The sequence below is a fragment of the Brevibacillus sp. BD137 genome, from assembly GCF_041644655.1.
Classification (GTDB): domain Bacteria; phylum Bacillota; class Bacilli; order Brevibacillales; family Brevibacillaceae; genus Brevibacillus; species Brevibacillus brevis_D.
On record NZ_JAOTNO010000004.1, the window covers coordinates 135706 to 149841 of the forward strand.

15 protein-coding genes and 1 riboswitch are annotated in these 14136 nt (G+C 49.9%); of the genes, 10 read left to right on the forward strand and 5 right to left on the reverse strand.

Translation table 11 applies throughout. From position 1 onward, the window contains the following. Window positions 1-2: 2 nt before the first annotated feature. Together ODZ53_RS10695 and ODZ53_RS10700 are read right to left on the reverse strand one after the other, a co-directional pair. A complete protein-coding gene (locus ODZ53_RS10695) occupies window positions 3-584 on the reverse strand; it encodes a nitrous oxide reductase accessory protein NosL (protein WP_372676909.1) in 582 nt (193 codons plus the stop codon). Continuing rightward, window positions 581-1873, reverse strand: a complete 1293-nt coding sequence (locus ODZ53_RS10700; RefSeq protein ID WP_372676910.1) for a right-handed parallel beta-helix repeat-containing protein — start codon at window positions 1871-1873, stop codon at window positions 581-583. Before ODZ53_RS10700 ends, ODZ53_RS10695 begins: the two co-directional genes overlap by 4 nt. A gap of 369 nt (window positions 1874-2242) precedes the next feature. On the opposite strand from ODZ53_RS10700, the gene ODZ53_RS10705 reads away from it, so the two are divergent. Both ODZ53_RS10705 and ODZ53_RS10710 read left to right on the forward strand, forming a co-directional pair. After that, window positions 2243-2554: a hypothetical protein gene (locus ODZ53_RS10705; RefSeq protein WP_199930164.1), complete on the forward strand. Its 312-nt coding sequence runs from the start codon at window positions 2243-2245 to the stop codon at window positions 2552-2554. 73 nt (window positions 2555-2627) lie between these two features. Continuing rightward, complete coding sequence (locus ODZ53_RS10710) at window positions 2628-4199, forward strand: FMN-binding glutamate synthase family protein (RefSeq protein WP_372676911.1); 1572 nt, start codon at window positions 2628-2630, stop codon at window positions 4197-4199. Window positions 4200-4373: 174 nt separating this feature from the next. Here ODZ53_RS10710 and ODZ53_RS10715 read toward each other — a convergent pair whose 3' ends face one another. Both ODZ53_RS10715 and ODZ53_RS10720 read right to left on the reverse strand, forming a co-directional pair. Beyond that, window positions 4374-4904 (reverse strand): peroxiredoxin, encoded by a 531-nt coding sequence (locus ODZ53_RS10715; protein ID WP_012684957.1) that lies wholly within the window; start codon window positions 4902-4904, stop codon window positions 4374-4376. A 76-nt stretch (window positions 4905-4980) separates the two neighbouring features. Further along, entirely contained in the window at window positions 4981-5862 is an 882-nt protein-coding gene (locus ODZ53_RS10720) for a hypothetical protein (RefSeq protein WP_372676912.1), read from the reverse strand. A gap of 256 nt (window positions 5863-6118) precedes the next feature. Here ODZ53_RS10720 and ODZ53_RS10725 point away from each other — a divergent pair, with 256 nt between their 5' ends. Beyond that, complete coding sequence (locus ODZ53_RS10725) at window positions 6119-8206, forward strand: TerD family protein (RefSeq protein WP_372676913.1); 2088 nt, start codon at window positions 6119-6121, stop codon at window positions 8204-8206. Window positions 8207-8277: 71 nt separating this feature from the next. On the opposite strand, the gene ODZ53_RS10730 is transcribed toward ODZ53_RS10725, so the two are convergent. Beyond that, window positions 8278-8970, reverse strand: a complete 693-nt coding sequence (locus ODZ53_RS10730; protein ID WP_372676914.1) for a M15 family metallopeptidase — start codon at window positions 8968-8970, stop codon at window positions 8278-8280. Between the two features lie 183 nt (window positions 8971-9153). Continuing rightward, window positions 9154-9369, forward strand: a riboswitch (cobalamin riboswitch). On the opposite strand from ODZ53_RS10730, the gene ODZ53_RS10735 reads away from it, so the two are divergent. From ODZ53_RS10735 to cbiB, 7 genes are all read left to right on the forward strand, one after another. Further along, window positions 9359-9580, forward strand: coding sequence for a hypothetical protein (locus ODZ53_RS10735; protein WP_372676915.1), 222 nt, complete (start codon window positions 9359-9361; stop codon window positions 9578-9580). (Overlaps the previous riboswitch by 11 nt.) A gap of 27 nt (window positions 9581-9607) precedes the next feature. Then, a complete protein-coding gene (gene cobO / locus ODZ53_RS10740; RefSeq protein WP_372676916.1) occupies window positions 9608-10156 on the forward strand; it encodes a cob(I)yrinic acid a,c-diamide adenosyltransferase in 549 nt (182 codons plus the stop codon). Then, complete coding sequence (gene cobD, locus ODZ53_RS10745) at window positions 10153-11268, forward strand: threonine-phosphate decarboxylase CobD (protein ID WP_372676917.1); 1116 nt, start codon at window positions 10153-10155, stop codon at window positions 11266-11268. Before cobO ends, cobD begins: the two co-directional genes overlap by 4 nt. Continuing rightward, entirely contained in the window at window positions 11265-11804 is a 540-nt protein-coding gene (gene cobU / locus ODZ53_RS10750; protein WP_372676918.1) for a bifunctional adenosylcobinamide kinase/adenosylcobinamide-phosphate guanylyltransferase, read from the forward strand. Before cobD ends, cobU begins: the two co-directional genes overlap by 4 nt. After that, the gene (gene cobS, locus ODZ53_RS10755; RefSeq protein ID WP_372676919.1) at window positions 11801-12541 is read left to right on the forward strand and encodes an adenosylcobinamide-GDP ribazoletransferase; all 741 of its coding nucleotides are present in this window, start codon (window positions 11801-11803) and stop codon (window positions 12539-12541) included. Before cobU ends, cobS begins: the two co-directional genes overlap by 4 nt. Next, window positions 12538-13170, forward strand: coding sequence for a histidine phosphatase family protein (locus ODZ53_RS10760; protein ID WP_372676920.1), 633 nt, complete (start codon window positions 12538-12540; stop codon window positions 13168-13170). Before cobS ends, ODZ53_RS10760 begins: the two co-directional genes overlap by 4 nt. Beyond that, a complete protein-coding gene (cbiB, locus tag ODZ53_RS10765) occupies window positions 13167-14117 on the forward strand; it encodes an adenosylcobinamide-phosphate synthase CbiB (protein WP_372676921.1) in 951 nt (316 codons plus the stop codon). Before ODZ53_RS10760 ends, cbiB begins: the two co-directional genes overlap by 4 nt. Window positions 14118-14136: the final 19 nt, after the last annotated feature.

A 14136-nucleotide genomic window follows, 5' to 3' on the forward strand; every position in this document is an offset into this window, starting at 1 on the left:
TGTTAGTTATGTGTGGTTGGGGTAGTACTATTGCTGCCGTGATCGGCTGGCTTGCTTTCGTGACCGCCATTATGTTGACCTTCGGAAGAATGACCGTCTTTGTTCATGTGTTTGCTCATGCCATTTTCCCAGCTATGATTTTTCAACTCATCCGCACTCATGACAATACCTTTCTTTTGTTCCTGAACGAAGCTGTCTGCAGCGGACTTCTCTTTGAAAGAATAGATGCCGTATGTCATTGGCGTTTTGAAGTCTTTGTCGTAAGCGTAGGTAGCTTTCTCTGCTTTTGTCCATTCTGCTGTGTAATAATCGCGGACAAATTGTACAGCCACGTTATCGGTTCCATTCTCTTTCGTCCAGTTGTTCATGCAGCCGAGATCATCGAACTTCAGTGCTTTTCCATCTTTTAAGACGATTTCAGTAGCATTGTGATCGTTAGGGACATGCATTTTGCAAAGGTCGCATTTGTCTACGCCTTCTGCGATATCCACAGGTTTTGGCTCTTCGCTTCCGCAGCCGACCATAAGCAGGCTAATGCCGAGAATTGCTCCGATTGTTGTACCCCATTTTTTCATTTTGTTCATGATTTTCTCACTCCTATATAAATGATGGAACAGCTTCCTACTAACAAGATAAGTCCAAGAATGCCTGCACCCCAACTGCTCGTTTGCCCGGCTTCAATGAGCACGGTGTCCGAGGGTTGCATTAAAGGAGATGCGTCCTTGATTGCTGAGCCGGCCCCACTTGTAAACAAGCCTTCCAGAAACACAAATCCAGGGGCTTGGAAAAACAACTGATAGGCAGGAACCGCTTCGGTCAAACCTAGGTAAAAAGGATTCATCTCGTACGGCAAATCACTGCGAGAATCCCCGTTCACATCGAGTCCTTGCAGATTGTCCCAGTAGTTTTTGTTTAAGTTGTTGTTCTGACTATCCTGGGCTTGCGCTTGGATGACGTTGGAGACGAATTGATTATCGGTTAATACGTTGTCAGAAGAGGACAAAAACTGCATGCCGATAAAGTTGAGACTGAGTAAATTGTTTTTGACTGTAATACCGGATGATTGCTCTAAATACAGTCCAACGCGGTTCCCCTCAATCGTGTTGTTTGCAATCAGCGTATCCTGTACGGTAATGAGAAGAATTCCTTGCGAACCAGGATTTTTTTGCTGTTTCAAAAATTGATTCCCGGTAACCGTCAATTTGCGCGACTCCATAAGCTGGGAGCCTGTCACATTTTCCATTCCAATGTTGTTGATGACCGTCGTATCAGAGGTGCCCATGAAATGATAGCCGTACCGCGAGCTCGTCACCAGATTTTGTTCCAGATGGTTTCGATCGCTATTTTCGACGTAAAAACCATCTTCGACATTCGTCACCTGATTTTTAATGAAACGGTTATGATCCGATTCACGCACGTCGATTCCGTTTCCTCGTCTGGCTTTTTCCGTTTGCTTTGGCTTTACTTCAGGCTGTGCTCCGTGATTATGTCCAGAACTGGTCGTTGGGCTGCCATCACCTTTGATTTTTCCGATGACTTGAACGTTATGCAGCGTGTTGTAGTCTGCTTGCCGTAATTGAATACCGATCCCTTTCGTTTCAACGATGACATTCTCCAGGAAGTTTTGATCGCCACGGATGACAAGAGCGGCTACGTCACTGTTGATTCGCTTGTCCACGATATGGATTCCTTGCACGCTCACATTGTCGCTTTCAATTGTGAGTGTTGCCTCTTCCTCGGTCGGATTGATGATCTTCACTGGATCATTGGCTACCAATTGAATCGGCTTGGTAATGCGGATCGGACCTTTGTACAAACCATACGGGATGATAACGGTATCGTTGGGGCGTGCTTGATCAATCATCGCCTGCAAGGAGTCAGTATCCGCAGGCGTCGCCTTTGCTGCGATAGGCAGCTGTAGAGCAACGATACAAATGACGGAGACGAAAAGTAGCGGGAGAGATAATTTTCGATTGTTCCATCGTAATGACAGGGTGCATCCTCCCCTATTCCACTAGAGAGCTCTCTTGTTTATTGCCGGATCATCGGCTGCTAGCTACATTTAGGATAACAGCCTCTTATCATTTTCGTATGACTCAACCGGGCTATAAAACGTGTCAAAAAACGCAACGATTATGAAAAAATGGAAGGATCGAGAGGTTTACACCTGAGGTGGCATTGTACAATCGAAGCGGTCATACTAAAGGAGAGAGAAGGAAGAGACGAAAAGGAGAGACGATAAATGGATACAAACATAGAGAAAGCACTGCGCACGACGCTGGAATTTTGGAATCGGATGAAAAAGAGCGACGAGGACGACGCGGAGGACGATGCGAATCAGTTTGAGGCTTCGTTTTACCGCATGATGGATCACATTCGCGAGTGGTACGATCAGTTGGAGACGAAGCCTGATACGGTAGAGGATGCATTGCTTCTTCCGGACATGGCAGAGGTTGCAGAGCAGCTGCCTGTAGAAATCATGCTGAATTTTGAGACGGAGCTGGAATTGATCGTAGATGGACAAATTCGGGAGGATGATGAGAAATACGATTAAAAACAGAGAACTTGTTGCATCCTATCCTTGACATGATTTACTAGAATATTGTGTTTGGGGAGGGTAAGCACAAGTGGTACCTACTCTGTTATGCGTCATTATCATCATCCTTCTTCTACCACCGATTGTATTTTTTGGTTATATGTACGCCCTGTCTAAACAGCCGAAGCACTCCATTATTCGTTCCCATCCTTTTTTGGGCTGGATGCGTTATTTGCTGGAAAAGCTCGGGCCTGAGTTTCGCCAGTATTGGTTTGAATCGGATACAGAAGGGAAGCCGTTCTCCCGTTCTGACTTTGTCGGAATGGTTTATGCGGCCAAGTACAGGACCGACCTGATCTCGTTTGGTGGAAAACGCGATTACGAGGAGCCCGGCTTCTATTTGTCCAATGCGATGTTCCCGAGGCTGACGAGTGAGCTGCGGGTAGATAACGAGAAAGTCGTTCCTGGCAAAAGGTATGAGATTACCCATGAAGGACTGTTTACAAGAAGAGAAAAGTTTATCGAGGAAGAGGTTAAGCCGTGGATGCTGCATGACGAGGATGTCATTGTCGTGGGAGAAAACAGAAGGCAGCCCTGGCGGCTAAAAGGGATGTTCGGTGCCTCAGCTACCTCCTTTGGGGCAGTGGGAGAAAACTATATCATGTCCACTGGGTATGGCGCACGTATGGCAGGGGGCTCTTGGATCAATACAGGAGAGGGTGGCGTTGCAGAAGTTCACCTCTCTACAGGTGTAGATATTATTTCGCAAATCGGGCCTGGGATGTTTGGTTTCCGTGATGACAAGGGCAAGTTTTCAATCGAAGAATTCAAGAAAAAGGCAAGCATCCCGAACATCAAAGCGTTCGAACTGAAATTTCATCAAGGGGCCAAAATACGCGGAGGGCATCTCGAGGGCGCCAAGGTCACGGAAAAAGTCGCAGCAGCAAGGCTGGTACCTGTGGGACAAACAGTCAATTCACCGAACCGCTTCGAGTTCCTCAGCAATCCGGATGAAGCCTTGCGTTTCATCGGTAGTTTGCAGGAGGCAGGAGGCAAGCCGGTGGGGGTGAAAATCGTCGTCGGCGATCCAAAGCGGTTGGAGCATTTTTTTGAGAAAATGCTGGAGCTGTCCATTTACCCGGATTTCATTACGGTTGACGGCTCAGAGGGCGGTTCAGGCGCAATGTTCAAGGCAATGGCAGATGGCATGGGCTTGCCACTGTTCGCCGCGCTCATCATTCTCGATGATACGATGCGGAAATTTGGTGTCCGGGACCGCATCAGGATTTTTGCTTCCGGCAAGCTCGTTACTCCTGACAAAGTAGCGATCGCCATGGCATTGGGGGCGGATTGCGTCAACTCCGCGCGAGGCTTCATGATTGCAACTGGCTGCATCATGGCGATGCAATGCCATACAGGTAAATGTCCGACAGGAGTCACTACGACGGATTCCAAATATCAGGAGGCGCTGGTTCCAGCAGAAAAGCAGTGGCGTGTCATGAACTATATTTTGCAGTTGAGGGAAGGCTTGTTCTCGCTGGCGGCAGCATGTGGTTTGGAGAGTCCGACCGAGCTTCGGAGAGAGCATGTCGTGTTTACCAACGAAAGCGGGGAGACTGTGCGTGTGGTTGACTTGTTTCCGTACCCGGTCGCGTCTGGATAAGTATTTACAAAGAAGATAAATAATGGTATGGTGAAAGAATCAGGCTATAGTACACCTTCCTTCTAACCCAATCCGATATTAGGGGTACTGCTTTCCTGATTTTTTTATGCCAAAAATGAAAAAGGCCGTATGATCCTGTTCAAGTGATCATGCGGCCTTTGTTTATGTCTAGGATTAGGAGATTGTGTTTTGCCCAGGCTTCCAGTCCATTGGGCACAATCCGCCTGATTGCAGAGCTTCGATCACACGGAGCGTCTCGTCTACGCTTCTGCCAACCTTGGAGTTGGAGATGACTGCGTATTGCAGGATGCCTTCTGGATCGATGATGAAGCTGCCGCGCAGCGGAGCTTTGGTTGCTTCGTCCAGCACACCGTATGCCATGGTCGCTTCTTTGCTGTAGTCAGAAGCGAGCGGGAAGGAGAGTGGACCGATGCCTTCACTCGCTCTCATCCATGCTTTGTGTGTATGTATGCTGTCGCCGCTAATGCCAAGCACCTCGACATTTAAATCCGTGAACTCCTTAATCCGGCGATTGAGGCTGAGAATTTCGGTCGGGCATACTTTCGAAAAGTCAAACGGATAAAAGAACAAAAGAAGCCATTTTCCACGATAGTCTACCAAGCTCTTTGGCAGGGGAAATCCGTTGTCAAATGTCACGGTGTCCATCGTAAAATCAGGTGCAGGAAGTCCAATACGTGCTGTCATAGATCCGATCTCCTCGTTTCTGATACCGTATGTCAGGTACTGGTAACAAAGTATCACGAATGATAAGGAGAATCAATTAGTTATGAATATCAGAAGTGTGGAGCTTTTTTGCATCGTTCTTTTGGAGAAGGAAGAAAACGATTGGAATAAAGGAAACCAAGAAACAACAGGCGGCGATAATCGGAAATGCGGACATTTCCAAAACAGCACGACCGAGACAGGTTTGCCAGCCGATTGCAGCTAAACCGAGCAAGTAGGCGATGCCTGTGAGATGGATAAATCCAGTACGAGCAGTGGATACATGCTTTTTACGTTCCGCTAACCAAGCGACTAAAGGTACTGCTTGCAGAGCATGAAAACCAATGCCATGGAGCCAAATGATATTCCCTTCCTCTCCGACCACTCGACCATAGTTGAATGAAATCCAGAGGCCTGCCGCAAACGAGAGCATAATCGCAATCATTGCATAGCGGATGCCAACGGCCAGCTCTGGGTGTAGGGAATAAGCTTTTCTGCGGAAAAACTGAATGGCAATGAAGACATAAAAGAGGACCAGGAGAAGAGCCACAAAAGTAAAAATGGAACCAACTGCGACGTCGAAGGGTGTACCATTTTTGACGAACCTCGGGTCCACACCGCGGAAGTTTTGTACGGTTTCTGCTCCGTAAGAATAGAAAGCAAGCAAGATATAAGACCAGCGAAAGAAAGCTCTACTTCGTGTACCCAAGGCAGATAACGGAATGATTGCGGCTGTCGTCAATAAAAATATTCCGAGTGCGGCATTAAAGGAAAACGCTTTCGAGACATCGCCATTAGGAGCGACGGGTCCTCCGTGAAGCATGACCCAGATTGCGCATATGCCAGCGAGTAAGAAGCCGAGCAAGCCGGTATACACTAACCATTTCTCCCCTTGAAAGAAAGGGGGTGCTGAATGACTTTTCATAACAGATGGCTTCATGAATCGAGTTCTCCCTCCAGTAAAGTTTTGGTACTCTGCTACTCACTTTACAGGGATGAAGAATGCGGAATAACGGGCAGCGGAATGAAATTGAATTAGGACTGGGGACGGATTTATGTCTCGTTCCTGAGGGAGAACTTTACCAGCAGGGAGAATTGAAGTAAGATGGTTAAAAATTACAAAAAGGAATAAAAAATCAGGCTATTGTACACCTTCCTTCTAAGCGAAAGGTTTCCTGATTTTTTTCGTGATGCCAATGAAAAATCAAATCTACCTTCGCCGAAAAAATCAAATCATCGTACATCAGGGGCAGCATGAACTGCCTACCTCTTATTTAGCTGCGGCTTTGCGTAATATAGAGAGCTTGGGCTATACCTTTTCCCTGGAATTGCTAGAAAAAATCCGGACGCTGTCGGAAGGAGAGTTTTTTGCGCTCTATTCGGATGTGGTAGCTGTGCTAAAAGTAAAGATCGGGGCATCCCGCCAGTACAAGCCGATGTATCCGAATTTTCCTAAGCAAGTCATGGAGGCTAGCGAGAGTGAGCTTTTTGTAAATGCGATCATTCATTATTTGACGTTGGACCTTCCTGTGCACGAAGTGAAAAAACGTTTGCCTTTGCTAAGAGAATCTCGCCTGAAGCTGATTCATTTGGGCACAGACGAAGAGCTGCTTCATATAGGAATGAACTTGCTGCGTGCCAATAGCTCGCTGTCCGCTACTGACAAGGAAGACTTGGAGGGCTTGATTCAGGCCTATGAAGGAGTCGCAGAAGCTCTGCCAACAGAGATTCCTCAAAAGGAAAACGTGGCGATCGCTGCTAGCCTGCTGCTCAAATATGACAAGCTTCCTGCTGCTTTTTTTGCTCACTATTACAAGACCGCAACAGATGTATTGCGTCTGGCAGTGGCGCTGTCTGATGGAGATGTGAGCTTGGCAGAGCCTGCAAAATTTCGCAAGTTCAAACGCGGGGAAAGAAGACTGCTCCTTAGCCTGCTGGAAGCCAGCTCGAATATCGTAGAAGACATGAATCGTTACAAAAACAGATGGATTCGTCTTGGGGAAATCTTACATCCGTTTGAATATAAGGATCGCTATCCGAAAGCGGCAGAAGCATTCGATATTTTGCGCAACAATCACAAGATCGAGACGTTCAATAGCCAAGTAGAGCAGGCGCTGGTCCGTGCGGATTTGAATACGGCGATCAAGCTGCTTAAACAACGTCCAGGGGAATTTGCCCGTCGTCTGGATCATTTGTTGCGTTTGACGGAGCAGGGGAGTCCAGTCCTTACTGCCTTCGAGAAAATTGCGGATGGTGTATCAACTCCAGTTCTTTTGCAAGTTATGAATCACTTCGACAAACGGGATAGCTACGGGGAATGGCGTACCTTTTTTCCGAAAGGGCAAGTGGCGAAAGTACAGGCAATCGAAAACCGAGTGCCAGGCTTGCAAGAGGACAGCAGACAAAAGGCAGCGGATATTTGCCGGACAGCGTTGTTAAACCGTTTTGCCCAATTGCCGTCGCTGGGCAACGTCTATATCGATCCGCGGCTACAGGAGCATCTCGTTCCGTTTTCGATGCGATCCGCCAGCAAAGCGTTGCGCACGATTGCACGCGGCTCCCGACTATCGATCCCGGATGGAGGAACGATTCGCTTTTTCCTGTGGTGGAGGGAAGGGATCGTCAACGATGTCCCTACAGGCAGAGTCGATATCGATTTGTCTGCCGTGCTCTATAACGAAGACTGGAAGTACATAGAGCATATTTCTTATACCAACCTGCGTTCCGACAAGTATCAAGCGTACCATAGCGGGGATATTGTGGAGGCTCCCGAAGGCGCGTGCGAGTTCATCGACATCGGAATTGATTCTGTCATCCGCTATGGTGGTCGATACGTCGTAATGAACCTGTATTCGTTTTCGAGTCAGCCTTATTGTGATTTGCCTGAATGCTACGCAGGCTGGATGATTCGGTCGGCGCCACAGACGGGAGAAATTTTCGAGCCGCAGACGGTACAGGACAAGATTGATCTCGCCGCAAACACGCGGATTTGTATCCCGGTCATTCTGGATCTCGTGGAGAGAAAAGTGATTTGGACGGATATCGCCCTGAATTCCGACCCGCGTTTTGCCAACAATGTGGAGTCCAATGCCGGAGGGGTGGAGCTGATGGGAAGAGCGCTCACCTCGTTGGTGAAGCCTACCCTGCATGAGTTGTTTATGCTTCATGCACAGGCGAGAGGGACGCTGATTGATCAAGCAGAAGAGGCAGATACGGTATTTTCCATGGAGGAAGGGATTACGCCGTTTGATACGGAGATCATCATGGCGGATTTTATGCAGTGATGGTTTCATATACGAATAAGCAAGACCGTCAGGCAGTATGAGCTGACGGTCTTTTTCATGGAAGCTATTTCTCACATCGACAAGACTCCGCCATAGATCGGCTCCTGCTGCGTTTTTTGTCCCCACGTGCGCGTACCATACTCAAAATGCCACCACTCCTGCGAATAGTTGACGAATCCGGCAGCAGTCATCAAATGATAGAGCAGTCGGCGATTGTCTCGAATCTCGATGTCTTTTTGGGTAGGCTGTACGAGTTCTTCATAATGGCGAGTCTCAGCCCTTTCACTGAAATCATCGAAGTCTGTCCCCATTTCCAGCCAGCCATCAGGTCCTGCGATAGTCAGATCGACTGCACCACCGGATAGGTGCGGGGACGGTTTGGAGAGGTCTGTTGTTGGATAAGCAACGAATTTACTCAATTCTTCCGTGAGTGCGGGTCCCTCCTGCCAGCCTTGTAAAATCAGAGCTTCACGGAAACGCTCATACAACGATGCCTGTACCTCGAACGAGCGCCAGCCGTCCAGCACGACGAGCTTGTAGCCAACTGGCAGTTGCGCGGCTGCCGTAGCGAGCTTGCGTGCTGCCCCTTCTCGCAAAAAGGCTTCCGGCTTTGTTCCGGCATAGCCCTCGTGGTAGTAGGCTGGATAGATCGTGATTTGTTCCGAAAGGGAAGAGAGGAGGATCATCGGTTCGCTGCATTCCTTGATCGGCAGTGGGCTGGGCAAATCCATGTCTGTTATTTTTGGAATCGGGGGATATAGCATGACTGCACACCACTTTCGATTGTTTTGCCAATAGGGTAACGAAAAACGTCAAGTAAGTAAACGGTCATTATCTTAAATTTTCTGCCAATAGCCACCTGCGAGGAATCGGCAGCTTTTGCTTGAATCCTCGGTAGCTTTTGCTATTATTAAAGCAAGTGCTTGTCAACGAAACGAATGACATTTACATATGGAAGAGAAACAGGTCCTTGTTTTTGCGAAACCGATTCGCAGGAGCAAGGTTAAAAGGGAAGTTTGGTGAAAAGCCAACGCGGTCCCGCCACTGTAAGAGAGTAGCTATTCTTCAAGGCACCATGCCATCCACTGCCCATCCGGGAGCGGGAAGGAGAAGAAGAGCGATGATCCTCAAGCCAGGAGACCTGCCTGTTTTATGTTTACACTGATTTCCTTCGGGTCAAAGGAAGAGGTGAGGATTGTTGCTTTTCAGCTATCCGCGCTTTGTTTTTCCTTACGTACTGGGGGAAACAGAGCGCTTTTTTTTGTGAAAAACGTCTCGACGTTTTTCATAAAGGTGGATGCGACCGCTTGCGGTCAACAAAACGGTCATGACCGTTTTATTGCTTCGGAAAGTATGGATAGAACAGCGGAGTAAAATACGTCACTTTTTGAGGTGGTCACGATGGAGAAAAACGATAAGAAGCGGGGCTTGACCCTCGTTTACACAGGAGACGGCAAAGGAAAAACGACGGCAGCAGTCGGATTGGCTGTGCGGGCGACAGGGCGCGGGAAAAAGGTGCTGATGGTTCAATTCATCAAGTCGCCGGAGCGAACATACGGAGAAAAGATTATTTTTGATAAATTGGGCATTGAAATCGTGCAAAAGGGCGTCGGCTTCACCTGGACAAAGACACCGGAGGAGCATCGTGAGGCATTGAAAGAAGCTTGGGCGTTTGCGAGCGAGAAGCTCTCTTCCGGAGCGTACGATGTTGTCATTCTGGATGAGCTGAATAATGCATTGGCGATTGACCGCTTCCCGATTGACGATGTGTTGCCATTGTCCGCTGTGTTGGAAGCGATTCAAAACAGGCCAAGTCATACCCACCTCGTGATTACGGGACGGGCAGCAAAGCAGGAGATCCTAGACATCGCAGATCTGGTGACAGAGATGAAGCCAATCAAGCATTACTACGATGAAGGGATTCCAGCTGTGCTGGGGGTAGAGTTTTGACAAGCGCAGGTGTAATAGAGACGTACGGTCATGGTGGAGACCTGCTGACCGCAGCGCAGCGCTTTGGTCGAGAGCCCGGGCAGTTTCTGGATTACAGTGCCAATATTAATCCGCTGGGGATGCCAGCAAGCGTCCGTGAGATGCTACTAGCTTCGTTGGCTGCTGTAGGGCATTACCCAGACCCTGGACATCGTGTGTTTCGTCGTGCGCTGGCCAAACGGCTGCAAATGTCGGAGGAATGGCTGCTGCCTGCGAATGGTGCCGCGGAGGCAATGGCACTGGCCATCCTCGGTCTTTCGCCGCAAACAGTTGGTGTGGTGTATCCTTGCTTTTCGGAATACGCGCAACTTTCCGAGCAGTATGGTGCTCGTGTCATTGGCTGCTTCGGGAAGGAAGCGAACGGGTACAAGCCCGATTCTGAAGAGCTGTATACACTTTTTGCGCAGGCGGATCTCGTATTTGTCGGGTCACCTAACAATCCGACCGGAATCCTGTATCAACCGGATGAGCTGCGCCAAATGGCGGAATGGACGCAAGAGACCAATACGTGGCTCATCGTGGACGAGGCTTTTCTCGATTTTGTAGAGGAAGAGCGGCAGTATACATTGGCGACGCAGCTGGAGCACTTTCCTCGTGTGATTTTGATGCGTTCGATGACGAAAATGTACGCGATCCCGGGATTGCGCTTGGGCTATGCGATTGCACATCCGGATGTCATTGCGAAAATGCGCCAAAAGCAAGTGAGCTGGAGCGTAAATGCACTGGCCCTTTTGGCAGGAGAACTGTGCTTGCAGGAGCAGGCATACGAGGAACAGACGCGCAGGCTGATCAAAACAGAACGTGCGTATTTGACTGACTGCATCCGTAGAGAGTTGGGCTGGCGGGTATGGCCGGGGGAGGCAAACTTTTTGCTACTGCGCTCGCCAGAAGGATTGCCAGCCGAGCAACTGCAGGCACGACTCGGCAAAAAAGGCGTTCTAATCCGCAACTGTGCGATGTATCCCGGTTTGACGGCCCATGATGTGAGAGTTGCCGTGCGTGGACGAGAGGAAAATGAACGACTTTTGGCAGCGCTTCGCGAGGTCCATGCGGAAGGAAGGGAACAGCGATGAGCTTGGTGCTGGTAACAGGCGGTGTCCGTTCAGGAAAAAGCCGCTACGCGGAAGAGCTCGCGATGAAGTTGGGCAGTCGAGTCCTGTACGTGGCGACAGGCAAGGCTTGGGATGATGAAATGAAGCAGAGAATCGAGCTGCATCAGGCACGTCGTCCGCTGGAATGGGGCTGTGTGGAGATAGGAGAGCGATTAACGGATTACCACGCATTTCGTGAGCAGTATGATGTGGTGTTGATCGATTGTCTGTCCACTTGGGTGAGTAATCGATTGATGAGCGTGGATGAGTCGGAATGGAGAAGTGCTTCACACACGCAAGCCCTGCTGCACGAGGCAGAGGCGTGGCTGACCCTCGTTCAGAATTCCCCGCAAAAAGTCATTGCTGTCACAAGCGAGGTCGGATTGGGCGGTGTAGCCTTGAGTCGTTTGGGCAGATGGTTCGCGGATGTGCTGGGCGATGTCAATCAGAGAAGTGCGCGACAAGCGGACGCCGTCTACGCGGTTTTGTCGGGGATACCGTGGAGGATCAAAGGATGAATGCATTTTTACACGCGATCTCGTTTTTTACGCGTATTCCGGTCCCGTGGCTTCGTCCTTCTGAGGAGGCGTGGAGAAAAAGCGTCAACTGGTATCCCGCGGTTGGTTTGGTCATCGGTTTATTGCTATGGGGTGTGCATCAGGCAGGACTGGTGTTGTTTAGTCCATGGATCGCCGCCATTTTTACACTGATCGCATGGGTCTACGTAACCGGTGGTCTTCATATGGATGGGTGGATGGACCTCGCGGACGGTCTTGGTAGCAGCAGGCCGCGAGAGCAAATCCTTGCGATTATGAAGGACAGTCGCGTAGGTGCGATGGGCGTACTTGCTGCGATTATGCTGTTGCTGATCAAGGCGGGTGCGGTAGCAGAGCTCGCACATCCGGGATGGGGCAGCTTTTTGATCGTAGCGCCAGTAGCAGCGCGGACACATGTGCTTTTGTCGATCAAGCTCTGGCCGTATCTTTCGGCGGACAAAGGAATCGGAAAAGGCATTAGTTCCGGGCTTTCCGTTTCCTCTATCATCGCGAGCTACATCATCGTGTTTGCCGCAGGATGGTATCTTGGAGGCTTGCAGGTCATCACAGCTATTTTCCTATCGCTGCTGTTTGCTCTATGGTTTTCACGCTCGGTTGCAAAAAAACTAGGCGGTTTAAACGGAGACTGCTACGGGGCTGTTATCGAAAGCAGTGAAGCGGTCGTTCTGCTCGTGCTAGTCGGGAGCTGGTGGTTATGAAGCTGGTTTGGATACGTCACGGGGAGACAGATAGCAATCGTGAGCATCGATATTTGGGGCATAGCGACGTTCCTTTGAATGAGCGCGGGCATCTGCACGCGAGTGATTTAGCCAAGGAATTACCAGTGCTGATCGGGCGACCCGCTGCGATTTACTCGAGTGATCTGCTCAGATGCATGCAGACTGCCGAACCACTTGCAGCTACTTGGGGGCTATCGGTTATTTCGGAGCCAGCTTTGAGAGAGCTGTCTTTTGGCGAGTGGGAGCTGATGACCTACGATGAGCTAATGCAGTCGGACCCTGTGCGGGCCACGAGGTGGTACGACGATCCTTTTCGAAATCGACCTCCACAAGGGGAGAGTCTGGAAGAGCTAGGGATGCGCGTGGATCGTTGGCTACTTTCCTTGTTGGAGGAAGCGGGCAAGGAGGAGGCATCCGATACAATCGTCATCGTCACACATGGCGGCGTGATCCGCTGGTTCCAGGCCGCCTGGCTCGAAAACAATCCTGACCGATATTGGCAGGTCGATGGCATGAAGCATGGAGAGGCGCTGGTAGCGGAATGCTTGGATCCGGAAAAGCAGAGTTGGATGCGACAACCCCTGAAGAATAAGAGAGGGACAACATGACAGAAGTATGGGTATTATGCGCGGCCTACTTGATTGATCGGGTGGTAGGAGACCCCCGGAGCTTGCCGCATCCAGTGATCATCATGGGCTGGTGGATTACACGATTGGAACGGGTCATACGTTCTCTCGTCAAAGAGGAGTCGCATTTGAAGCTGGCAGGAGTCCTGTTTCCGGTCGTGATCGTTGGCGGTAGCTATGCTGTGGTTTGGCTAATTCTGTGGGGAGCGACGTTTATCCATCCGGTGCTTTCCTGGATCTTGGGTGCCTGGTTGATTTCTACGACGATCGCGACAAAAGGCTTGGCCGATGCCGGGATGGAGATTGCCCGTCATCTTGTGGCTGGGGACATGGAAGCGGCGAGACGCTCCTTGTCCATGGTAGTCGGACGTGATACGGAGAGACTAGATGAACCGGAAGTATGTCGGGGAGCGGTAGAAACCGTGGCGGAAAACATCGTCGATGCGATCGTCTCTCCTTTGATTTTCGCAGCGATTGGGGGAGCACCGTTGGCAATGGCGTACCGTGCCGCCAACACCCTCGATTCCATGGTTGGCTATAAAAACGAGAAGTATCTGAATCTCGGCTGGGCGTCTGCCCGCTTTGACGATGTACTGAACTACATACCCGCCCGTTTGACGGCTTTGTTACTCGTCGCCGCAAGCTGGCTGCAGCGATTGGATGGGAAGCAGTGCTGGGCAATGATCAGAAGAGATGCGCACTTGCATCCGAGTCCAAACAGCGGTTTGCCGGAAGCCGGAGTCGCTGGCGCATTAGGCGTGCAGCTCGGGGGATTGAATTATTACCAAGGCGTTGCATCGAACCGGGCAAAAATGGGAGATGCAAAACGACCATTGCAGGCAAGTGATATTGTCGCGACGATTCGTTTGATGTATCTCGTTTCACTCTTATGTCTGCTCGTTAGTGTGATGATATCGATTTTATTATAAACAGGAAGCGAAAAGGGGA